Annotated in this window: 18 protein-coding genes; 7 read left to right on the top strand and 11 right to left on the bottom strand. The window is 66.4% G+C overall.

Annotated features, from left to right (window positions below; all coding sequences use genetic code 11):
- Position 1: 1 nt before the first annotated feature.
- The 3 genes from QMG72_RS00160 to mnmA all read right to left on the bottom strand — a co-directional run bounded on the left by QMG72_RS00160 (position 2) and on the right by mnmA (position 4,363).
- Entirely contained in the window at positions 2-1,093 is a 1,092-nt protein-coding gene (locus QMG72_RS00160; protein WP_283479252.1) for an ABC transporter permease, read from the bottom strand.
- A 129-nt stretch (positions 1,094-1,222) separates the two neighbouring features.
- Positions 1,223-2,860 carry an ABC transporter substrate-binding protein gene (locus QMG72_RS00155; protein WP_283479250.1) on the bottom strand — a complete coding sequence of 546 codons (1,638 nt, stop codon included), beginning with the start codon at positions 2,858-2,860 and terminating at the stop codon, positions 1,223-1,225.
- 357 nt (positions 2,861-3,217) lie between these two features.
- Entirely contained in the window at positions 3,218-4,363 is a 1,146-nt protein-coding gene (gene mnmA, locus QMG72_RS00150; RefSeq protein WP_282359615.1) for a tRNA 2-thiouridine(34) synthase MnmA, read from the bottom strand.
- 168 nt (positions 4,364-4,531) lie between these two features.
- On the opposite strand from mnmA, the gene QMG72_RS00145 reads away from it, so the two are divergent.
- Positions 4,532-5,776 carry an NAD(P)/FAD-dependent oxidoreductase gene (locus tag QMG72_RS00145; RefSeq protein ID WP_283479249.1) on the top strand — a complete coding sequence of 415 codons (1,245 nt, stop codon included), beginning with the start codon at positions 4,532-4,534 and terminating at the stop codon, positions 5,774-5,776.
- Here QMG72_RS00145 and QMG72_RS00140 read toward each other — a convergent pair.
- Complete coding sequence (locus tag QMG72_RS00140; protein WP_283479248.1) at positions 5,755-7,008, bottom strand: cysteine desulfurase family protein; 1,254 nt, start codon at positions 7,006-7,008, stop codon at positions 5,755-5,757. The two genes, QMG72_RS00145 and QMG72_RS00140, sit on opposite strands and share 22 nt — an antisense overlap.
- A gap of 50 nt (positions 7,009-7,058) precedes the next feature.
- Here QMG72_RS00140 and QMG72_RS00135 point away from each other — a divergent pair, with 50 nt between their 5' ends.
- Entirely contained in the window at positions 7,059-7,934 is an 876-nt protein-coding gene (locus QMG72_RS00135; protein ID WP_283479246.1) for a DMT family transporter, read from the top strand.
- 94 nt (positions 7,935-8,028) lie between these two features.
- On the opposite strand, the gene QMG72_RS00130 is transcribed toward QMG72_RS00135, so the two are convergent.
- The 3 genes from QMG72_RS00130 to QMG72_RS00120 all read right to left on the bottom strand — a co-directional run bounded on the left by QMG72_RS00130 (position 8,029) and on the right by QMG72_RS00120 (position 10,772).
- Positions 8,029-8,742 carry a helix-turn-helix domain-containing protein gene (locus QMG72_RS00130; RefSeq protein WP_282359619.1) on the bottom strand — a complete coding sequence of 238 codons (714 nt, stop codon included), beginning with the start codon at positions 8,740-8,742 and terminating at the stop codon, positions 8,029-8,031.
- Positions 8,743-8,943: 201 nt separating this feature from the next.
- Complete coding sequence (locus tag QMG72_RS00125) at positions 8,944-9,678, bottom strand: hypothetical protein (RefSeq protein ID WP_282359620.1); 735 nt, start codon at positions 9,676-9,678, stop codon at positions 8,944-8,946.
- 191 nt (positions 9,679-9,869) lie between these two features.
- Positions 9,870-10,772: a diacylglycerol/lipid kinase family protein gene (locus tag QMG72_RS00120; RefSeq protein ID WP_282359621.1), complete on the bottom strand. Its 903-nt coding sequence runs from the start codon at positions 10,770-10,772 to the stop codon at positions 9,870-9,872.
- A gap of 125 nt (positions 10,773-10,897) precedes the next feature.
- Between QMG72_RS00120 and QMG72_RS00115 the strand changes: the two genes are divergently transcribed.
- The 4 genes from QMG72_RS00115 (at position 10,898) to QMG72_RS00100 (ending at position 14,067) form a co-directional block, all read left to right on the top strand.
- Complete coding sequence (locus QMG72_RS00115) at positions 10,898-11,848, top strand: J domain-containing protein (protein WP_282359622.1); 951 nt, start codon at positions 10,898-10,900, stop codon at positions 11,846-11,848.
- Between the two features lie 21 nt (positions 11,849-11,869).
- Positions 11,870-12,337, top strand: a complete 468-nt coding sequence (locus tag QMG72_RS00110) for a tRNA (cytidine(34)-2'-O)-methyltransferase (protein WP_226773712.1) — start codon at positions 11,870-11,872, stop codon at positions 12,335-12,337.
- Between the two features lie 232 nt (positions 12,338-12,569).
- Positions 12,570-13,175, top strand: coding sequence for an ECF RNA polymerase sigma factor SigK (sigK, locus tag QMG72_RS00105; protein ID WP_282359623.1), 606 nt, complete (start codon positions 12,570-12,572; stop codon positions 13,173-13,175).
- Between the two features lies 1 nt (position 13,176).
- Positions 13,177-14,067, top strand: coding sequence for an anti-sigma factor (locus QMG72_RS00100; protein WP_283479245.1), 891 nt, complete (start codon positions 13,177-13,179; stop codon positions 14,065-14,067).
- Between the two features lie 95 nt (positions 14,068-14,162).
- Here QMG72_RS00100 and QMG72_RS00095 read toward each other — a convergent pair whose 3' ends face one another.
- From QMG72_RS00095 to QMG72_RS00080, 4 genes are all read right to left on the bottom strand, one after another.
- Positions 14,163-14,942, bottom strand: coding sequence for a PIG-L deacetylase family protein (locus QMG72_RS00095; protein ID WP_283479244.1), 780 nt, complete (start codon positions 14,940-14,942; stop codon positions 14,163-14,165).
- 4 nt (positions 14,943-14,946) lie between these two features.
- Positions 14,947-15,900: an electron transfer flavoprotein subunit alpha/FixB family protein gene (locus tag QMG72_RS00090; protein WP_283479243.1), complete on the bottom strand. Its 954-nt coding sequence runs from the start codon at positions 15,898-15,900 to the stop codon at positions 14,947-14,949.
- A gap of 14 nt (positions 15,901-15,914) precedes the next feature.
- Entirely contained in the window at positions 15,915-16,727 is an 813-nt protein-coding gene (locus tag QMG72_RS00085) for an electron transfer flavoprotein subunit beta/FixA family protein (protein ID WP_226773707.1), read from the bottom strand.
- Positions 16,728-16,961: 234 nt separating this feature from the next.
- Positions 16,962-18,623, bottom strand: coding sequence for a S1C family serine protease (locus QMG72_RS00080; protein ID WP_283479242.1), 1,662 nt, complete (start codon positions 18,621-18,623; stop codon positions 16,962-16,964).
- A gap of 295 nt (positions 18,624-18,918) precedes the next feature.
- On the opposite strand from QMG72_RS00080, the gene QMG72_RS00075 reads away from it, so the two are divergent.
- Positions 18,919-20,955: a TPM domain-containing protein gene (locus QMG72_RS00075; RefSeq protein WP_282359628.1), complete on the top strand. Its 2,037-nt coding sequence runs from the start codon at positions 18,919-18,921 to the stop codon at positions 20,953-20,955.
- The last annotated feature ends 68 nt before the right edge of the window (positions 20,956-21,023 follow it).

Below are 21,023 nucleotides of genomic sequence, written 5' to 3'. Positions count from 1 at the left end.
ATCAGTACCTCACGCGGGGGTCGATCAGCGCGGCGACAATGTCCACGAAGAAGTTGGTCACAGCCACGATCACTGCGAGGAGGACCACGATGCCTTGGACTGCTACGAAGTCGCGGGCCGTCAGGTAGGTCGCGAGCTGGAAGCCCAGGCCCTTCCATTCGAACGTGGTCTCGGTCAGCACCGCGCCGCCCAGCAGCACGGCGATCTGCAGTCCCATCACGGTGATAATGGGGATCAGTGCAGGTTTGTAGGCGTGTTTGGTGACCAGCCGGAATTCGCTCACCCCGCGGGAACGGCCGGCCTCGACGTAGTCCTTGCCGAGGGTGCCGATGACATTGGTCCTGACCAGCCGCAGGAAGATGCCGGCGGTCAGCAGGCCCAAGGCTAGTGCAGGCAGGACGGCGTGGGCCATAACGTCGGCCAATGCTGCGGTATTGCCGCTGCGGATGGCGTCCAGCCAATAGATGCCCGTCGGCGCCTCGAGCGCGGTCAGGGCGAGCTCGGTGCCGGGCTTCGCGCGCCCGGCTACCGGGAGCCAGCCCAGCCAGACGGCGAATGTCAGTTTGAAGAGAAGCCCGGAGAAGAAGACCGGCGTGGCATAACAAAGGATCGCAAAGACCCGCAGCGCCGCGTCGGGGCCTTTGTCGCGGCGGTGCGCCGCGACCAGGCCCAGCGGAATACCGACGGCCAGGGCCACCAGAAGGGCGTTAATTGTCAGTTCCAGGGTGGCCGAGCCATAGGTGGCAAGCATCTCCGAGACCGGGCGGTTATCCGAGAGGGTGGTGCCGAAGTTGCCGGTGATGAGCTGCGCCAGGTACTCGAAGTACTGCACAAAGATGGGCCGGTCGTACCCGGCCGCTGTGATCCGTTCCTGGAGCTGTTCCGGCGGGAGCCGGCCGCCCAGGGCAGCGGTAATAGGGTCGCCGGTGGTGCGCATCAGGAAGAACACCATGGTGACAAGGATGAGGATCGTCGGGAAGATCAGGAAGAACCTGATCAGGATGTATCGGCCCAGTCCCCCACCGGTCGATTTCTTCTTTGTCGGCAGGAGGCCTTCGCCGTCGGTCGGCGGCGCCTCGATAAGTGTTGTCATTGGTACCTCAGTGTGTGTTCCGGGAGCCACGCGGGCTCCGGAATCTGTTGTCCTTGTAACAGCACCAAAGGCGGGACGCCGTGTGGGCGCCCCGCCTCGTTGGCTGGTCAGAACCGGATGGGATGGGACTTACTTGGAAATGACACCAAGACGGGTCTTGAAGGAAGCATCCAGGGTCTTCTCAACACCCTTAACGTCCTTGCCGGCGACCATCAGCTGGGCACCCTGCAGCAACGGCAGCGTGGACAGGTCCTTTGCGACGGCCGTCTGGGCCTCGCCAAGCACCTTTTCGCGCTCGGTCTTGTCGACGGTGGTCAGCTGCTTGCTGATCAGGTCCGTGACAGCCGGGTTTTCGTAGTGGTTCTTCAGGAAGTTGCCGGGGACGAAGAACGGAGTGAGGTAATTGTCCGCGTCGGAGTAATCCGGGAACCAGCCGAGCTGGTAAACCGGGTAGGCATCGGAGGTACGGTCCTTCGAGTAGGTGACCCACTCGGTGGACTGCAGGTCAACCTTGAACAGGCCCGACTTCTCCAGCTGCTCCTTGATCATGGCGTACTCATCGCCCGAGGACTTGCCATAGTGGTCCGGGTTGTACTGGAGCTTGATGGTAACCGGTGCCGTGACGCCCGCATCGGCGAAGGCCTTTTTGGCCTTGTCGAGGCTGGGCTTGCCGCTGCCGTCGCCGTACATTTCCTTGAGCGGCTGGATGGCTCCGACGAAACCGTCAGGAACGACGGAGTACGCCGGCAGATACGTGCCCTTGTAGACCTGGCTGGCGATCGCGTCGCGGTCGACGACGTTAGCCATCGCCTGCCGCACGGCAAGCGCCTTCGCGGGATCGGCGTCGGCTGCCTTGGCACCAAACGGCATGGTGTCGAAGTTGAACACGATGTAGCGCAACTCGCCGCCCGGGCCCTTGTAGACCTTGACCTTGGAATCCTTCTCAAGGTCCGCGGCATCGGTGGCTGTCAGGCTGCGGCCGGCTACGTCGATGTTGCCCTGCTGGACATCCAGCTTGAGGTTGTTGGAATCAGCGTAGTACTTGATGGTCGCGCCGCCGTTGGCGGGCTTTCCGAGCAGGCCCTGGTAGTCCGGGTTGACCTTCAGGCCCACGAGCTCGTTCTTCTTGTAGCTCTCGATTGTGTAGGGACCGGCGAACGGGCGGCCCTTGACGATTTCGTCGTCGGTCAGCAGCTTGTCAGCCGGGAAGACCTCTTCGTCGATGATCGGACCCGCGTTGGCTGCCAGGACGCCCGGGAAGACCTGGTCGTTGCCGGCCTTGAGCGTGAAGACCACCGTGGAGTCGTCCTTGACTGCGACCGAATCGAGGTTCCCGAGAAGTGACGCGGGACCGTTGTCGTCGGCGATCTTGACGACGCGGTCGATCGAGAACTTCACGTCGGAGGACGTCAGTGCGTGCCCGTTGGCGAACTTGAGGCCGGGCTTGAGCTTGACGGTGTACTCCGTGGGGCTCGTGAAGGAAGCCGACTCGGCAATGTCGGGAGTGGAGTCTGCAGTGCCCGGTTTCGAGTTGAGCAGGAACGGGTAGATCTGGTTCATCACCATAAAGGAGCCGGCGTCGTAGGACCCGGCCGGGTCGAGAGTGACTACCTTATCGGTGGTGCCGTACGTAATAGTGCCTGTGCCGGCCGCGCTGCCGGTCGAGGTCCCGCCGCCGCCGGAGGGGCCGGTGCAGGCAGTCAGTGCGAAGGCGGATACCCCGGCGAGCGCGATGGCGCTTTGCAGGGCCTTTTTGTTCATTGCCATCTGTGAACTTTCTGTTCGATGAGTACTAGTGTGCCGGCCAAGGTTAATGGTGGCCCCGGGGTCAGCACCCTGTCCTGATGCCTTGATTCAACCAGAAGATCAACAGGTGAATCGTTGCATTCTGTGAGATGAGACACAAAATTTACACGAATGCAAAGAACTCGACGTTATCTGCAGGAATCCCGGCTGAAAACCGGCAGCGTCCGATAGCGCCCGAGGTGCCGCAGTGGCGCAAACCGCCACAGCGGTCAGCTCGCAAAAAGGCCGCACACCCAAGGTGTGCGGCCTTCCGGCGGCAACAGGGTCCAGCCTGCCGCCAGCCCGTTTGGAGAGCAGCCCGTTTGGAGAGCAGCCCGCTTAGAGAGCAGCCCGCTGCAGCGATCGGGCTGCATCGATAGTGGCCTGCCCCAGTACCCGGCTGCCCTGATAGAGCACCACGGTCTGGCCCGGAGCCACACCCCGCAGGGGTTCCGTTAAGGTCACAACGAGGTTACCCGTAGCGCCCGTGCGGCCGTCGCCGGCGTCGGGGTGCTCCACCCGCGCCGTCGCGGGTACGGGGTCGCCGTGCGCGCGGACCTGGGCGTGGCAGTCGAATTCTTCACCGGTGTGGACCTCGGCGATTGGCAGCCCTGCCCAGGAGACCTTAATGCCTCGGATCTCGTCGATGGCCAGCAGCGCCTCTGGGCCCACCACCACCCTGTTTTCCTTCGGCCGGATTTCAAGTACAAAGCGTGGCTTGCCATCAGCGGCGGGCGTACCCAGCTTCAGGCCACGACGCTGGCCGACGGTGAAGGCGTTGGCACCCGGGTGCTCGCCGACCTTCGCGCCGGACTCGTCCACGATGTCGCCGGTGGTCATCTCGATCTTTTCGGCCAGCCAGCCGGCAGTGTCGCCGTCGGGGATGAAGCAGATGTCGTGGCTATCGGGCTTGTTGGCGACGGAGAGTCCGCGGCGCTCGGCCTCGGCGCGGACTTCGGCCTTGGACGGAGTATCAGCGAGCGGGAACATGGAGTGTTTGAGCTGCTCATGCGTGAGGACGCCGAGGACGTAACTCTGGTCCTTGGCCCAGTCCGCGGCCCGGTGCAGCTCGGGGTTGCCTTCGGCGTCGTTGATCACCTTGGCGTAGTGGCCGGTGCAGACTGCGTCGAAACCCAGGGCGATCGCCTTCTCCAGCAGCGCGGCGAACTTGATCCGTTCGTTGCAGCGCATGCAGGGGTTGGGAGTGCGGCCCGCGGCGTATTCGTCGATGAAGTCTTGGACCACGTCTTCCTTGAAGCGCTCCGAGAAATCCCAAACGTAGTACGGGATACCGAGCACGTCGCAGGCACGCCAGGCATCCCGGGAGTCCTCGATGGTGCAGCAGCCGCGGCTGCCGGTGCGCAAGGTCCCCGGCATTCGGGACAAGGCCAGGTGGACGCCGACGACGTCGTGGCCCGCCTCGACGGCGCGGGCTGCGGCAACGGCGGAATCGACGCCGCCGCTCATGGCTGCTAGAACTCGCATACTGGCTTTCTTTAGGGTCCGGGGTGCGCAGGAATAACACAATGCCTGCCGCCCCATTCTATCGCCACGCCGATTCCTCCCCCAAAATCACTTGACTGCTCCCCGCACCACTTCTAAAATTTGACTTACCGGTTTTAGAAGGTTTGCACACACGGGAAGCGGGCGGACATGGCTGTTGCGGACATCGTCATCGTGGGCGGCGGCCTGGCCGGCGCCACGGCCGCCAAGACATTGCGGGCGGAAGGTTTCACCGGACGGCTCATCCTGTTCGCAGAAGAGAGCCACCACCCTTACCTGCGCCCACCGCTGTCCAAGGAATACCTACTGGGCACGGCCGGCGAGGACACCCTGCCGGTGCTGCCCGAAGCCTGGTACCGGGAGAACGGCGTCGACCTGCGGCTGGGGACGCCGGCCGCACAAATCGACCCGGAAGCCCGTGCCGTAATCCTCCGGGACGGCGCCCGGCTGGAGTACGGCTCGCTGCTGCTTGCCACCGGCGCACGACCCCGAACACTGCCCCTGCCCGGCAGCGGGCTCGACGGGGTCCATACTTTCAGGACAGTAGGGGACAGCCGCCGGCTGCGCAGCCGCCTGTCCGCCGGCGGCCTCAACGTGGTGATGATCGGCTCAGGCTGGATCGGCATGGAGCTAGCCGCTGCCGCGTGCGCCTATGGAAATACCGTCACGCTGCTGGGCCTGGAGGAAGTGCCGCTGGGCGCCGCGATCGGGCCGGAACTGGGGGGCTTCTTCCGCTCGCTGCACGAAGCCAACGGCATCCGATTCAGGCTCCCCGCCTCGGCCGCAGCGGTATCCGGCCACGCGGGCCGTGTCACGGCTGTGGTGACCGACTCTGGCGAGGTCCTGCCGGCGGACGTGGTGGTTATGGCCGTGGGCGTGGCCCCCGAGGTCTCACTCGCCGAAGCGGCCGGCATCGCAGTGCGGAACGGTATCCTCACGGATGCCTCGCTGCGGACCTCGGTCGCCGGGATCTTCGCGGCCGGCGACGTCGCCAATGCCCTGCACCCCTTCACCGGGGAACATCAGCGCAGCGAGCACTGGTCCAATGCCCTCAACGGCGGCAAGGTCGCGGCCATGTCCATGCTGGGCCAGGCCGCCGTCCTGGACACAATCCCGTACTTCTACACCGACCAGTTCAACGTCAGCATGGAGTACTCCGGCTTCCCGGCGCTCAGCTCGGGGCCACCTATAATCCGTGGCTCCCTGGCGGCGGGCAAATTCCTGGCCTTCTGGCAGCACGGCGGAACGGTAGTCGCGGGAATGAGCGTGAACTGGCCGCGCTCTGACAAACCGCAGAAGATTATCAAGGCGCTCATCGCCTCAAGGTCAGCCCTGCCGCCCGGGGTCCTGGCCGATCCCGCCGTCCCGCTGGATCAGCTCCCGCCGTCGGCCTGACGGGCAGCATCTCCGGCGGCCTGGCGCGCCAGGGTGCCGGCGGTCTGGATCGTGGATTCATGTCCGGCCATTCCGGCCTGGCGGGCGCGTGTGTAGGCACCGGGCAAGGCCGCCAACAGGGCGTCGACGTCGTTTCCGGTCGAGGAGTGCCCCAGGCTGAACCGCTGGGCACCCCGGGCCGTGTCCTCGTCCAGTCCCATGGCCAGCAGTACGTGTGACGGCCGGGGCACGCCTGCCGTGCACGCCGAGCCCGTGGACGATTCAACCCCCGCCAGATCCAGCAGGAAAAGCAGCGAATCGCCTTCGCAGCCGGGGAAGGTGAAGTGCGCATTGCCCGGCAGTCTCCCGGCCCCGGCGGCACCCCGAAGCCGGGCCTCCGGCACCGCTGCCAGCACGCCGTCGATCAGCCGGTCCCGGAGCGCTGCGATGCGCCCGGCCTCCGCCGCGAGGTTGGCGGTAACTGATTCGGCTGCAGCGGCGAACGCGGCGATGGATGCCGTGTCAAGGGTCCCGGAGCGGACATCACGCTCCTGTCCCCCGCCGTGCTGCACGGGAATGAGCGTTACTGCGCGGCCCAGAAGCAGGGCACCGACGCCAACCGGGCCGCCGATCTTGTGTCCGGAGATGGACATTGCGTCCAGTCCGGTGCCGCGGAAGTCCACGGGGACGGACCCGAAGGCCTGTACGGCGTCGGAATGCACCGGCACACCGGCAGTGTGCGCCAGCCGGACAATGTCGGCGACCGGCTGGACGCTTCCCACTTCGTTGTTGGCCCACATCACGGTGACCAGGGCGATCGACGCCGGATCGCGGGACAGTTCTGCGGCCAGCACCGTAAGATCCACGACGCCGTCGGCATCGACCGGCAGCCAGCAGACCTCGGCACCCTCGTGCCGTTCAAGCCACTCGACGGTGTCCAGCACGGCATGGTGCTCGACGGCGGAGCACAGGATACGCGTACGGGCAGGGTCTGCGGCGCGCCGGGACCAGTACAGGCCCTTGACCGCGAGGTTGTCCGCTTCGGTACCGCCGGAGGTGAAGATGACTTCCGAGGGGTGTGCGCCGGCTGCGGCGGCCAGCATCTCGCGGGCGTCCTCCACGGCGCGGCGCGCGCGCCGGCCGGATCCGTGCAGCGAGGACGGGTTGCCTGTCCGGGACAGTTCGCGCGTCAGCGCGGCCAGGGCTTCCGGGGCGAGGGTGGTAGTTGCGGCATGATCCAGGTATACGGGCACAGGTCAATTCTACCCGCGGGTGCCGGTCCGGCCTGGTGTACATTCAAGCGGTGAAAGCGTCCCTGTACCTTGTCCTGGCCACCTTGTTCTGGTCCGGAAATTTCGTCGTCGGCCAGGCAGCCGTCGCCTCGATGACCCCGCTGGAGCTGACTTTCTGGCGCTGGACCCTTGCCGCGGTGCCGTTGCTGGTCCTGGCCCAGATCATCGAAAAGCCGGACTGGCCCGCCGTGTTGCGCCGCTGGCCGGCGCTCCTGCTCCTGAGTGTGCTGGGCATGAGCGGGTACACGCTGCTGCTCTACGGTGCACTCGGGTATACCTCGGCGATGAACGCTTCCCTGATCACGGCGGCCAACCCGGCCCTGATCGTGGTGCTGGCCATCGTGTTGCTGGGCGAGCGGACCACACGCCTGGGCTGGCTCGGCATCTGCCTCGGCCTGCTCGGCGTGCTGCTGGTGCTGACCAGGGGCGAGCCGGGACGGATCCTCAGCCTCTCCATCAACACCGGCGAACTACTGATGATCGGCGCGATAGTGGTCTGGGGTTTATACACGATTATCGCCCGCCGGCTCGGGGTTCCGCCGGTAGCTGCCACCGCCGTTCAGGTGGTCATCGCGGCCGTGACGCTGTCGCCGTTCGCCCTCGCCCTGGGAGTGCAGTTCCCGGACACCCCGGCCGAGGGCTGGTCACTGGCCTACATCACGGTCTTCCCGTCCCTCGGCTCTTACCTGTTCTGGAACCTGGCATTAAAGGACACCCCGCCGGGCGCCGCCGGGAACTACCTCAACCTGATAGTGGTCTTCACTGCCATCATCACAGTGCTCCTCGGGACTCCGCTCACACTCGTGCAAGTCCTCGGTGGCCTGCTGGTGATCGCCGGTGTGCTGCTGACCGGCAGCCAGGGGTCCGCGAAGCTTAAGCTGGCGTGACCCGCTGCCCGGGAGTATAAATCAGTCGACCGGGGCCGAGGAGAGCCGGCGGAGTGTCCGAAAGCAGTGTCCGCGAGGAGCCCGTGAGGGCCGTTCAGGAGCCTGCCGGGAGGGGCCCAACCCGGGCGCAGCATTGCGCCGGCAGTGCCGCGCCCCGTGCCCTGAGACCTGCAATATCCAGTGCCCCAACCTGGGTCGGGTCAATTCCGCAGCCCGCCGCGGCGCCGGCCAGGAACGCACCGTTCATGGCGCAGACCACCGCGCTGTGGCCGTCGGCGATCCGGTGGAAGGGGCAGTTCAACAGCACAAAGCCCCCCTCGCCGTCGCTCGTGGGGAGATATCCCTCGGCCGTGAGGAACTCCGCGAAGCCGGCCATGCCGGTCTCCGCCCGGGCTGATGCCTGCCCGCGCGCGTAGGCCGCCCGAACCAGCGCCTCCCGGGCGGAGCCGCCGTCGGTCGCCGATTCCTCGATGGCGGAGACCAACAGCTCCGCGGCGAGGTCGTAGTTGCGGTCCGGCACCGAAGCTGCCACTTCCTGGACTGCGGCCCGGTACAGCTTGGCCGGCCGGCCCGAACCGGGGCCTCCCCTGCCCCCGAGCTTCTGGAACTCCACCGCCAGCACGCCTTCCTGCACCAGCCGGTCCAGTTGGAAGGAGGCCGTGCTCCGCGGCAGGCCAAGGGCCGCGGCTGCCTCGTCCCGGCTGGCCGCATGCCCTGCAGAGGCCACAAAATCAAACAATCTCCGGCGTGTCTCGTCACCCAGGGAGGCCACCGCAGCAAGCCTGCGGGTCCACGGGGATCGGATCATGGATTTATGCTATCTCTAAAAACAAGATTCATTGCTTAACTGGTTTCACTTCTGCTGCCCTACTGGACCAGGTAACTGGCGCCCGTTCGGCCTGCTGATCAGCTCGCTCGCACCAGACAGGCAATCGCCGAGGAAAACCAGCAGAACCTGGCCAGACACCGGACGGACCGACGACGGCCACCCGTGAGGTGCGCGGGCGGATTAGTCAGACGGTGGAATCACACCCAGGTATTCCGCGACGTTGGCGCGTGCGGCCGTGAGGGTGCCGGCGTCCGGGCAGGAGACGGAGATATAGACGGAGTTGCCGGCCTTGCTGAACAGTCTGGCGTAGACGGCGCTTGCCCGGGCTCCGGCCTTGGCCCCGCTTTCCAGCACGAGCATCTCAACACCGGGGGCGGGCTTATCCGGGTCTGCGCCCCATCGCAGGGTGTCTGTCGTGAGATAGGACGGCAGGATACTCGGATCCAGATACCTGAAGAGCGCTTCGGTGGAGGCCTTGTCACTCCCGGCAACGGCCAGTGCGCCCTGGTTCACCCGGGTCTTGGCCGAGACCAGGCAGCCGTCCGCCTTAAGGTATTCGCTGCCGCCGGCCACCTCCTGTTTGCCGGGCTTCCAGCCGGGGGCTTCGCCAAGCGCGTCGGAGAGCCGGACCGGCACGCCGGCAGCGAGGCTCTCCCCGGCGGCGAAGGGCATGTCCTTCGCCGCAACCGCGGCGGAGTCGTGGCCGGGGGTTACGGTGGGGGCGTCAACCGTGGGGGCAAGCGGCGTCGGCTTGGCAGCGGCGGGATCGGGCACACCGACGCTGCAGCCCGCCAGGGCGGCCGTGACTGCGAGCGCCAGGAACGCGAGACTCCCCCGCCGTCCCCGGTGCGCGCGACGGAGATCGAGGTTCCCGCCCGCCGCCGGCAAGGGCCCCGTTTCGCCCTTACTGCCCATGCCTCGCCTCCGTGTCGCTGTGCCCGTTCGCTTCCTGCTGGGCCTCCGCATGATTCTAGACTCTCGCACTGGGCTCCCGGACCGGAGGCGGCGCCGGGTGCCGCCGGAACATTTGCCAAGCGCCGCTCCGTGGCGTTCCGCCGTTCCCGCGCCGCACCGCATTCACGGGCCCGCAGCTTGCCGCCTACAGCCTAGGCGAGGACCCGGATGGCTCCAGGAACCACCTCGATGGTGAGCGGCAGCGGCCCGATCCGCTCGCCGTCCGCGTAGGCCACCACGCCGTCCGCTGACAGCTCCACCGAGCGGACCCGGCGGATGTGCACGGCCGGATGCCCGAGATGGCCACCGGAGAAAACCTTCGGAAATACCCTGAGCAGGCCGGCCCTGGACAGCGGGCCGACGATAAAGAGGTCCAGCAAGCCGTCGTCGAGCACGGCGTCGGGCGTGACCTTCATGCCGCCGCCAATCGACTGGCCGTTGGCGACCGAAATCAGCATCGCCGACTGCCGCCAACGAGCGCCGTCGGCCGTCACTGTGTAGTTGATCGGGCGGAAGGAGGCCAGTTCGCGGAGCATGGCAAGGTTATAGCGGGCCTTGCCCCGCGGCCAACGCCAGGCATTGGCCCGTTCGTTGACGGCAGCATCGAAGCCCGCGGACAACACCCCGGCAAACCAGCTGGACTTGCCGTCGGACCAAACGCGTCCGGCGTCAATCAGCCGCCCGCCGGCGGCCAGGGCCGCGAGCACCCGCTCGCAGGCGCCGGGGATGTTGTGTGCCGGCAGGCCGAGGGTCCGGGCCATGTCATTCCCGGTGCCGGTCGGGACGATCCCCAGCGGGACAGTACCAAAGGGCAGGTCCGATCCTGCGAGCGCATTGATGCCGAGGTGGACCATTCCGTCGCCGCCAACCATCACCAGGGCGTCCACCCCTGCGGCCAGTGCCCCGTCTACCATCCGTGCGAGTTCTTGGTAGCTGTCCCCGGAGAGGACCACGACGTCGGCCCCGGCCGACCGGAAGCACGCGGCCGCCTCGTTGCCGGCGTTAACCCCGCGGCCGAAGGAGGCCGCGGGGTTAACGGCGACTGCGATCATCATGCGCTGAATTATGCCAGCCGTCGGGAACCTTCCGTGCCCCTGCGCTCGTTGTTCCCCTTGCCGGTTAAACTGGCCAGGCCGGACGTCCAGGATGGGCTGGCACCATCGACCAAAAGGATCTTTGCTTGACGCAGGGCAACAGCTCGCATTACCAGGTGCTCCGGATTCCGGTCACGGCGACCGCTAAGGAAATCAAGGTGGCCTACCGCCGGGCCGCCCGCACCGCTCACCCAGACCACGGCGGCGACCCGGCAGCATTCCGGCGCGTTACCCTTGCCTTCGAGACGCTGATCGATGCGAAAAGCCGGGCCGACTATGACCGGTCGTACGGCGGCGGCGCCTTCGCGGGGCCGTCCCCTGATGAAGGAGCCCACTTTGACGCCCCGGCCGCCGGGAGCCGGACTTCGGCCAATGTTCGGCGCCCCAATACTCCCCGAAACACAGCGTCCGATGCCCCGGTCTTCGTGCCGCCGTTCGAGCAGTACGCCGGGTCCGGCGAGGTCCCGCTGATTCCGCCGAGCGTGGCCCGCCAGCAGGTCCATGGTCTGCCCCGCAAACGGGGCATCTTTGGGGCTGAGGCCAGAATTCAGCGGGAAATGCGGACGGTTCAGCTCATCAGCAGGCAGATCCTCCCCGCTATCCCGGCTGCACGGCTGATTAACGGTTTGCAGTCCCCGGCTGACAACAGCCACATCGACCACGTGGTGCTCTCCGGCTACCGCATGGCGATCATCGGCTCGATGCTGCTGCCGCCCGGGGCCTATGCCTGGAACGGCAGCGCCCTCACCCATGGCGGCCGTTCCATCGCACCACCCCAGTTGGCCCACGTGGTCCGCCGGATGCAGGACATCTTCCCGGAACTGAACGTCACCGGCTGGACCGTTATCCACAGCACTGACGGCAACCTGCACGAGCCGGTCATCGACCGGCACCGCCGCTCCGAAGCGCATGAGACGGTGCAGGTGGTCAATGCGGCCGGGCTGGCACGGGGGCTCAAGCAGTTCTTGAGTTCAGGGCCGGCTCCCAATACCGTCATCGTTCCGGTCCTTGCCCGGCTGCTGCGCGGCATGCACTAGCCGGCTCGCTAGGATGGAAGGGTGTTCCGCATCCTCTTTTATGCCCCAGAAATCCCCGGCAATACGGGCAATGCCATCCGGCTGGCCGCCATTACCGGTGCCGAGCTGCACCTGGTCGAGCCCCTCGGCTTTGATTTTTCCGACGCGAAGCTGCGCCGGGCCGGCCTCGACTACCACGACCTGGCGGTCGTGACCGTCCACCCGGACATGGAGGCCGCATGGGCGGCCCTTGCACCGAAGCGGGTCTATGCCTTCACCTCCGACGGCGAGGCTTCCTACACGGACGTCAGCTACCGGCCCGGGGATGTCCTGCTTTTCGGCCCGGAATCCGTGGGTCTGCCCGAGGACCTCAAACGCGACCACCATGTAACGTCACGTGTCCGGCTGCCGATGCTGCCGGCGCTGCGTTCGCTCAACCTCGCGAACGCAGCCTCGATCGCGGTCTATGAAGCCTGGCGCCAAAACGGGTTCGCCGGCGCCAGGCTGTAGCGACGCAACTTATTCCGACGCCCGCCCATCCGGCCGGCCAGCGGCCCCGAATCACTTCTGAAGCCCGGTTAAACCAAGAGGCGCAGGAAGCGTGGAAAGGAGCGAGGAACGGCAGGTGACAACTACTTTGCAGGTAGACAGACATCCCGCCCGGCGCGCTGTGAGAGACCACGCCCCGGAAAGATCCCGGCCTGGCCCGCGATTGGCGGCAGGCACCTTATGCTTGAAGGTGATGGAAACTCCCAACGCCCCGAACCCCGAAGCTGCTGCTCCTTCTGGCACTCCGGCCGACGTGAACCGCCGGCTCGGCGCACTCTTGGCGCAGGTTGCACACGGTGACCAGGCAGCCTTCGCCGAGTTCTACCAGCTCACGTCCCGGCGTGTCTTTGGCATGGCCCGGCGCGTACTGATCGATGTTGAACTCAGCGAGGACACCACCCAGGAAGTTTTCCTCCAGGTCTGGCAGAACGCCTCTAAGTTTAATCCTTCGGCGGGCACCCCGCTGGCCTGGCTGATGACGATTTCACACCGACGGGCCGTGGATAAGGTCCGATCGTCCCAGTCCTCAACTGACCGGGAAGCCAAATACGGCGCCAGCAGCCAGGATATCGATCATGATTCGGTCTCTGACGAGGTCGGCAGCCGGCTTGAGGCCGAGGCAGTGGTCAGATGCCTGGAGACGCTGACCGACACACAACAGGAGTCCGTACGGCTTGCCTACTATGGCGGGCTAACGTACCGGGAAGTCGCAGAGAAGCTCAATGCTGCGGTGCCTACCATCAAGTCCCGCATCCGCGACGGACTACTCCGACTGAAAACCTGTCTGGGGGTGAGTTGAGATGACCGACATAAATCCACACCACAACGGCCGCGTCACTGGCGGCTTTGCCGCCGATATCGCCACCGATCTTGCTTCGGGGCGTGCGGCTGACCTCGCCGAGGTGTACGCCTTGGACGCCATAACCGATGCCGAACGTGCCGCCATCGAGACTCACCTCGCCTCGGCTCCACAGCCCGAGCGGGCCGCCTTTGACGAACGCGTCCGGCAGGCACGGGAGACACTTGCCGTCAGCTTTGCCGCGGAGGAAGAACCTCCGGCGGGCCTGCTGGACCGCATCATGGCCAACCTGCCGGGCCAGGAAATCGGTGCGCCGCCGGATCCGCACCAGAGGCGCGGGCCGTCTGCTGTGCCTCCCGTGGTGGGCCGGCCAGTCCGCGACTCCGCGGCGCCCGCCATCGGCGACGAGCTCGGCGCCGCCCGCAAGCGCCGGGACGAGAAGCGCCGTCCGCAAGGGATGCGCAACTGGCTCGTCGGCGTCGCTGCCGCAGCCCTAATCGCCATGGGCGGAGTCGGTGTCGGGGCTTACGTCGCGAACCAGAACGATCCAATGAATCAGGTCCTTCAGGCCGGCGATGTCCGTCAGGCGACAATCGATGTCGTTGGCGGCGGCACGGCCACGGTGTCGGTCTCCAGTTCGAAGGATGCGATCGTCGTGAAGATGAACGACGTCCCGGCACCGCCGGCGGGCAAGGTCTACCAGATGTGGCTGATCCCCAAGGACGGATCGGCTCCGGTATCCCAGGGCTTGATGAATGCCGAAGCCCTGTCCAAGCCTGCAGTGGTCAAGGGCATCAGCACCGCCGCAGCTCTCGGCATCACCGTGGAACCGGCCGGTGGCTCGTCTAAACCGACTATGCCCACCGTGGCGGCCGCCCCGCTGGGAGCATAGCGTCAGGACCAGATACCACAAAGCCGCGCAGGCCTTGTCCCTTTAGACAGGGATCAAGGCCTGGGCGGCTTTTTGTTCGCGCAGCTCAGGTCAGACTAGAACCCGGCGATGGTCCCTGGCCCGTTGATTGCAACGACGTGGAACGCCTCCGCGCTGCGGCCGGCCGGGAACCCGCCGCGTTCCGCTGTCCGGAGCATGAGCCCACGGACGGTGCGGTCCATGGCCTCGATGTCGGGGTGCTGACTGACGTGGATATGGATGGCGGCGAGTTTGTCCTCCACCTGTTCCGTCACATCCACAACGTGGTTTTCACGTTCCGCAGGCCCGGCGAAAAGCCACAGCCACGGCAACTTATAGGCCGGAAGTCCGGCCTCGGCCAGCTCCGGATACGCAAACGGGTTCTCCAACGCCGGATACACCGCCCGGGTCACCGCCTCCCCCACCGCCAGGTGGTCGGGGTGGCTCTTCTGGATCCTGGTCCAGTTCCGTTCCGGATGCATCGAGAGCACAACGTCGGGCCGGATCTGGCGGATCAGCCGTACCACCTCGCGGATCACGTCGTGGGTGGGCTCGAGGTACCCGTCGCGCTCGTGCAGATAGTAAATGTCGCTCACCCCGACCAGGGCAGCGGCACGGCGTTGTTCCTCATTCCGCAGCCGGACGATCTCGTCCCTCTCTCCGGGGTCAAAGCCGCCCGCGTCGCCGTCGGTCATGATGCAGTAGCTGACCTCTATGCCGGCCGCGGTCCAGGCCGCGACGGTGCCGGCGGCACCGAAATCGATGTCGTCCGGGTGGGCGGCGAAGCACAGCACCCGTTCGATCCGTTCGTGCTCCGGATCAAACGGGCTTGGCGCCGAGGGGCTAAGGGTGTCCAACGGGTCAGCCCCGGCGCTTCTTGATTTCTTCGGTGGCCTGCGGCAGGACTGTAAAGAGGTCCCCCACGATGCCGAAGTCGGCGATCTCGAAGATGGGCGATTCCGCGTCCTTGTTCACGGCCACGATCACTGTGGCAGTCTGCATGCCGGCCTTCTGCTGGATGGCTCCGGAGATGCCTGCGGAGATGTACAGCCGGGGCGAAACGGTCTTGCCGGTCTGGCCGATCTGCGCGTCGTGGCCGATCCAGCCTGCGTCAGTTGCGGCGCGGGAAGCGCCGATGGCAGCACCGAGGGCATCGGCGAGGTCTTCGACCGGGCCAAAGTTGCCGTCGACGCCGCGGCCGCCGGCCACAACGATCCGCGCCTCGGTGAGCTCCGGACGGCCGCTGGCGGCCCTCTCGTTGCGGGCCGTAATCCTGGCCGACGCCGCGGTGGCAGTCTCCGGCACATCGACGGTGACGGTGGCCGGCGCTGTGCCGGTGACGGCAGGCTCCGGCGTGATGCTGTTGGCTTTGACGGTCAGGACAGCGACCGGCGTCGTGGCCTTCGCTGTGGTGACGTAGGAACCGGCCAGCACGGACTTGTGCGCGGTTCCGTCAGCGTCCACGGCGACGACGTCGGTGATGACTCCGGCGCCTAGCTTGATGCCGAGCCTCGCAGCGATTTCCCTGGCTTCCGCCGAGTTCTCGGTCAAGACGACGGTGGCATCGGCGGTGTGCACCGCGGCTGCCAGGTAGGAGGCCTTGGGGCCGACGAGGTAGTCGTCGAGGTCTGCTGCGGACGGCCGGTACAGCGTTTGGGCGCCATAGGCGCCCAGGGTTGCTGCGACGTCGTCGTGAAGTTCCCCGTTGAGGGCGACCGCCGGCTCCCCAAGGGACCGGGCAATGGTGAGCAGCTCCAGGCTGGCCTTCTTCAGGGCCTGGCCGGGGTTGTCAATGAATACGAGTACTTTTGCCATGTCTGGGAATCCCCTTAGAGCAGCTTCTGGGCGGCCAGGAACTCGACCAGCTTGATGCCGGCATCGCCCTCGTCGGTGATGATGGTGCCGGCGGTGCGCGCCGGGCGTGCCTCGGCGGATTCGACGGCGGTCCAGGAACCTGACCGTCCCACGTGCGCCGGGTCGACGCCGATGTCGGCAAGGCTCAGCGTGGTGATGGTCTTCTTCTTGGCGGCCATAATGCCCTTGAAATTCGGGTACCGGGGGTCATTGATCTGGTCCGTGACCGAGACGAGGGCGGGCAGCGTTGCCTCGACGGTGTCGGCGTGGGCATCGCCGTCGCGGCGGGCGGTGAGCGTGGCGCCGTCGAGTTCCAGCGAGGACGCGAAGGTGACCTGCGGCAGGTCCAGGCGTTCCGCGAGCTGGGCCGGGACCAGAGAGGTCTCGCCGTCGGTGGAGGCCATGCCAGTGAGGATAAGGTCCGCCGGGGTGTCCGCGCCGAGGTGGCGGATGGCGGCGGCCAGCGCAAGCGAGGTGGCCGCGGCGTCGGAACCGGCCAGTGCGTCGTCGCTGAGGTGGACGCCTTCGCTGGCACCAATCTGCAGGGACTTCTTCACCGCGTTGACGGCACCGGCAGGGCCCATACTCAGTGCGATGACCCTGTTGCCGGCCGCTTCCCCGCCGCGGGCCTCGATCAGCTGGAGTGCGGCTTCGAGGGCGTACTCATCAAGTTCGGACAGGATGCTCTCGGAGCGGTCTGTTGTGTTGCCCGCTCCGGTGAGGTGCCGGTCGAACTGTGCGTCCGGGACGTGCTTGACGAGCACGATGATCTTCAATGTCTCTTCCACTGTGTTTACAGCAGCCTTCCATGCGGGTGGACAGCCAGTCGGGTGGGGTCGTGGCCACGGAACGCCCGGGGAGCCGGGTTTCTCCTAGCTAACCATATCGGCGAGCACGGGCGCCGCCGGGTTAACGCCTGTGTCAGGGCTGCGGGCGTCCCCGCGGCAGTGCCGTGCACAGCAGAAGGCCGGGCGGCACCTGACGGCGCCTCCCGGCCTTCTACCTGGGCGAGCGAACTGTTCCTACTGCTCGGCGGCCGCCCCGAGGGTCACATCGAGTTGCTGCTCCTTGCCGCCGCGCAGGACGGTGACCTTCACCGCGGCCCCGGCGGCCTGCTCGCGCACGGCGGCAGTGAGCTGGTTCGGATCGCTGATGGTGAGGTCCTGGAACTTCGTCACGACGTCGCCGACTTTGAGGCCAGCCTTGTCTGCTGCGGAACCTGGTTCAACGGTGGCAACCTCGGCTCCGACGGAGAATCCGGACGCTGCGCTGCCGGCAGCCTTCTGCTTGACACTGACACCAAATTGGCCGTGGGTCGCCTTGCCGCCGCTGATGATCTCCTGCGCAATCCGCTTGGCGTTGTTGATCGGAATGCTGAAGCCCACACCGATGTTTCCGCTGCTCGCGGTGTCGCCGCCGGCCGAGGCGATAGCGACGTTCACGCCGATGACCTCACCCTTGGTGTTGATCAGGGCGCCGCCGGAGTTTCCCGGGTTGATGGCCGCATCGGTCTGGATCACGTTGATCGCGATGCTGCCTTGGTTAGTGGTGCTTTGCCCCTGCCCGCCGTCCGGCGGGGCAAACTGGAAGCCCTGTCCGCCGCCTTGGGAGCTGTCCGCCCCTTGCTTCGGTACTGCCGACGAGGCGACGCTGATGGTGCGGTTCAGCGTCGACACAATGCCATCCGTCACGGTTCCCGTCAGGCCGAGGGGCGAGCCGATCGCGACGGCGGTGTCGCCGACGTTCAGCTTGCCGGAATCGCCCAGGACAGCCGGTACCAGCCCGGAGGCGTCCTGGATCTGCACCACCGCAAGATCGGAGAGCGGGTCGGTGCCGACGACCTTTGCACTGTAGACCTTGCCGTCACTCAGGCGGACTTCGATCGCGGCGTTGGCCGCCGTGCCGTCGAGGGTGACAACGTGCGTGTTCGTCAGGACGTGGCCGTCAGTGTCCAAAATTATGCCGGAGCCGGTGCCACCGCCGCTGCCGCTTGATGCCTTGATGGTCACGACGCTTGGCGTGGCCTTCACGGCAGCCGCGGTGATGGCATTAACATCATCCCGGTTGTTCACAATGACAGGACCGGCCTGGCTGCTGCTGTTGCTGGTTCCGGTGGAGGTGACGCCTCCGCCGCCCCCGAGCAACTGGGTGGTCCCGGCTACCACACCGCCGCCGACAAGGCCGGCCGCGAGGATGCTGGCAATGAGGGTGGGGACACCGAACGCCGCCTTGCGCTTAGGGGCGTGGGCGGGATTGGACGCGTAGGCCGACCCGGGAACGGCACCGCCGTAGCCGCCATATTGCGGCTGGCCGGAAGCGGACTGGCCGCTGGAGTACTGGCTGTGCGGGGGCTGGGACTGGCCAAAGGCGGAGCTGCCGGCCGCCGGTCCAAAGGCAGGGCTGTGCTGCGGGTCGGGCTGGCCCGGGGTGTGGCCCTGCTGGACGGGGGCGGGGGCCTCGCCGAACTGTTGCGTCACCGGTGCCGGCGGACCACCGTACGCCGGCTGATGCTGGGGATAGACCGGCTGCGGAGCGTTGTCCGCCGTTGGCTCCAGCCGGAGTGTCGGGTTCTCGTGCGCTGAGTCCGGCGCGGAGTCGCCCTGGGGGTGCCCTGAAGTGCCCTCGTGCGGCGCGGCTGGCTCCCGGTTCTCTGCTGACGCGCCCTGCGCTGGGTTCTCAGTCATAAGACTTCCTTTCATCCTCGTCTGCATTAACTATGGACGATCACACTGATACTAAAGCGCACGTTTGCTGGGAGGTTGCTGAATGGTTCCGCGTGCCGTGACACAGCTTCCAGTTACCCATTCCGCGCTTTTCGCTGGTGGCATATTCCCATCGATGGACGGCCACTTGGGGGCACCATAGAATCAAATGGAATTGCCACAGCGACCTGCGGCTATACATCAGTGCGGCAGGTACTGCGGCGATCTTGACGACCGGTTCGGCCCGAACTGGACGCAGAAGTGCTGAAGGGTTGCCATGCGGTCTGCTTTGACTCGTTTCCTCGCCATCGTGGGCGTTGCCGGACTGCTGGCGATTCCGGCCGCTCCAGTCTTGGCCGAGGACCCGGTAACGATACCCTCCGGACAGAATGTCCTTGACAGCGGAAATGTACTCGGCAGCCGCAAGGGCGAGGTCCAGGACGCAGTTCAGAAGCTCCTGAAAGAGCACAAGTACAACCTCTACGTCGTGACCGTAAAGACGTTCGAGAACCCCGCTGAACCCAAGGCATGGGCGCAGGCCGTGGCAACGAAAAAGGGCATGGGGCGGGCCGATGTCATCCTAGCCATGTCCGACGACGGCAAGTACTATTTTTCGCCGAATTCGGCCAGCGCCATCTACTCCAAGACCAGCACCATCAGCCAAAATGCGATCGTCGCGAATCTGGACGGCGGCAAGCGCGACTTTGCCCAGGCGGCCATTGATACTGCCGTTGCCGTCGGCGATGCGGCCGGCGGCGGCAGCGGCTCGGTGTCCTCGGGCGCCGGCGCCGGCAGCGCCGTGCTGGTCGGTGTGGGAGTCGTAGCAGCTGGCGGGGCCGGCGCCTACTTGTACTTCCGGAATCGGCGGAAAAGGGCCACCCGGGGGGCCGCTACGGACCCTGACCAGCAGGGCGCCGATCTGGACCCGCTTGCCGGGCTCACCGCAGCGGAACTGCGCCGCAAGAGCGGCTCGCTGCTGATTGCCGCCGACGACGCGATCAAGTCCAGCGAGCAGGAGCTTGGCTTTGCCCAGGCGCAGTACGGCGATGCCGCCGTCGGCAACTTCACAAGGGCCCTGCAGGACGCCAAGGGCCACATGTCCGAGTCCTTCAAGCTGCAGCAACAGCTCGACGACCACATCCCGGACACCGAGGAGCAACAGCGCACCTGGCTCGGCGAGATCATCCGCCGCTCCGAGTCAGCCCTTTCCTCGCTGCAGGAGCAGAAGGCGGACTTTGATTCCCTGCGTGAGCTTGAAAAGAACGCCCCGCAGGCCTTGGCCACCGTTGCCTCCGGCGCCGGGGAGGCAGAAGCGAGGATCGCCAGCGCCGAGCAGTCCCTCACCGGGCTGCGCGCCAAGTACGCCGAGAGCGCCCTGGCCCAGGTTGCGGACAACATCAGCCAAGCCAAGGAGCGGCTCGCCTTTGTGCAGAATGCTTCGGTAACGGCCCGGGAGAAGCTCAGTGCCGGCGAAGGAAGCCTCGCCGCCGTCGCCGTCCGGGCAGCTGAAGAAAGCCTTCATCAGACCAATGTGCTCATCGACGCGATCACCAAGGTCGCCGGCAACCTCGAGGAGGCACATAGCGGGCTGGAGTCTGCAGTCGTCGACACCTCCCAGGACCTGGCCCAGGCCAGGGCCATGATCCAGTCCGGGGAGCACCCCGAGCTGGCCGGACCCGTAGCCGCCGTCGAAGCGGCACTGGCCCGGGTCAAAGCCGAAATCCAAGGCGGCAAGATTGATCCGATTGCCACCCTGGAACGCGTCGAAACGGCGCACCAGACGTTGGATTCGGCCCTCGCCGGGATTCGTGACCAGCAGGAGCAGGCCCGGCGGGCCCAGGCCTCGCTGCAGCAGAGCATCATGTCCGCCCAGGCACAGATCAGCGCGACGTCGGACTACATCACCGCCCGCCGCGGCGGCGTCGGAACTGAGGCCCGCACCCGGCTTGCAGAGGCCCAGCGCAACCTGGACTACGCCCTTTCCATTTCCCGCACGGACCCCGTCACCGCGCTGCAGTACGCCCAGCAGGCCCACAATCTCGCTGCCCAGGCAGCGCAGCAGGCACAGTCCGACGTGGACCAATTCGGCGGCTACGCCAACCAGGGCTATGGCCGCGGCGGGATGTTCGGCGGCGGCGGCGGTGGCGGCCTCGGCGGCGCCATCCTAGGCGGCATCCTCATCAACTCCATCCTGCACGGCGGAGGCGGCGGCGGCGGTTGGGGCGGCGGCGGAGACTCCGGCGGCGGCTGGGGCGGCGGTGGAGACTTTGGCGGCGGCGGAGACTTTGGCGGCGGCGACTCGGGCAGCTTTTAGCCGGCCCGCTGGCCACACGAAACTAGGCGCCGGCGGGGACGCTCCGGCTGGCGGGTAGAAGCGGTACA

The sequence above is a fragment of the Pseudarthrobacter sp. PH31-O2 genome (assembly GCF_030063265.1).
In the GTDB taxonomy this organism is placed as follows: Bacteria; Actinomycetota; Actinomycetes; order Actinomycetales; family Micrococcaceae; genus Arthrobacter.
Note: the sequence above shows the minus strand (reverse complement) of the source record. Positions and strands in the feature narration are given on the sequence as shown.

Excerpts from the sequence above, each read along its gene's own strand:
- QMG72_RS00160 (WP_283479252.1), bottom strand. The coding sequence starts at position 1,093 with ATGACAACACTTATCGAGGCGCCGCCGACCGACGGCGAAGGCCTCCTG.
- QMG72_RS00155 (WP_283479250.1), bottom strand. The coding sequence starts at position 2,860 with ATGGCAATGAACAAAAAGGCCCTGCAAAGCGCCATCGCGCTCGCCGGG.
- mnmA (WP_282359615.1), bottom strand. The coding sequence starts at position 4,363 with ATGCGAGTTCTAGCAGCCATGAGCGGCGGCGTCGATTCCGCCGTTGCC.
- QMG72_RS00145 (WP_283479249.1), top strand. The coding sequence starts at position 4,532 with ATGGCTGTTGCGGACATCGTCATCGTGGGCGGCGGCCTGGCCGGCGCC.
- QMG72_RS00130 (WP_282359619.1), bottom strand. The coding sequence starts at position 8,742 with ATGATCCGATCCCCGTGGACCCGCAGGCTTGCTGCGGTGGCCTCCCTG.
- QMG72_RS00125 (WP_282359620.1), bottom strand. The coding sequence starts at position 9,678 with ATGGGCAGTAAGGGCGAAACGGGGCCCTTGCCGGCGGCGGGCGGGAAC.
- QMG72_RS00120 (WP_282359621.1), bottom strand. The coding sequence starts at position 10,772 with ATGATGATCGCAGTCGCCGTTAACCCCGCGGCCTCCTTCGGCCGCGGG.
- sigK (WP_282359623.1), top strand. The coding sequence starts at position 12,570 with ATGGAAACTCCCAACGCCCCGAACCCCGAAGCTGCTGCTCCTTCTGGC.
- QMG72_RS00100 (WP_283479245.1), top strand. The coding sequence starts at position 13,177 with ATGACCGACATAAATCCACACCACAACGGCCGCGTCACTGGCGGCTTT.
- QMG72_RS00090 (WP_283479243.1), bottom strand. The coding sequence starts at position 15,900 with ATGGCAAAAGTACTCGTATTCATTGACAACCCCGGCCAGGCCCTGAAG.
- QMG72_RS00080 (WP_283479242.1), bottom strand. The coding sequence starts at position 18,623 with ATGACTGAGAACCCAGCGCAGGGCGCGTCAGCAGAGAACCGGGAGCCA.
- QMG72_RS00075 (WP_282359628.1), top strand. The coding sequence starts at position 18,919 with ATGCGGTCTGCTTTGACTCGTTTCCTCGCCATCGTGGGCGTTGCCGGA.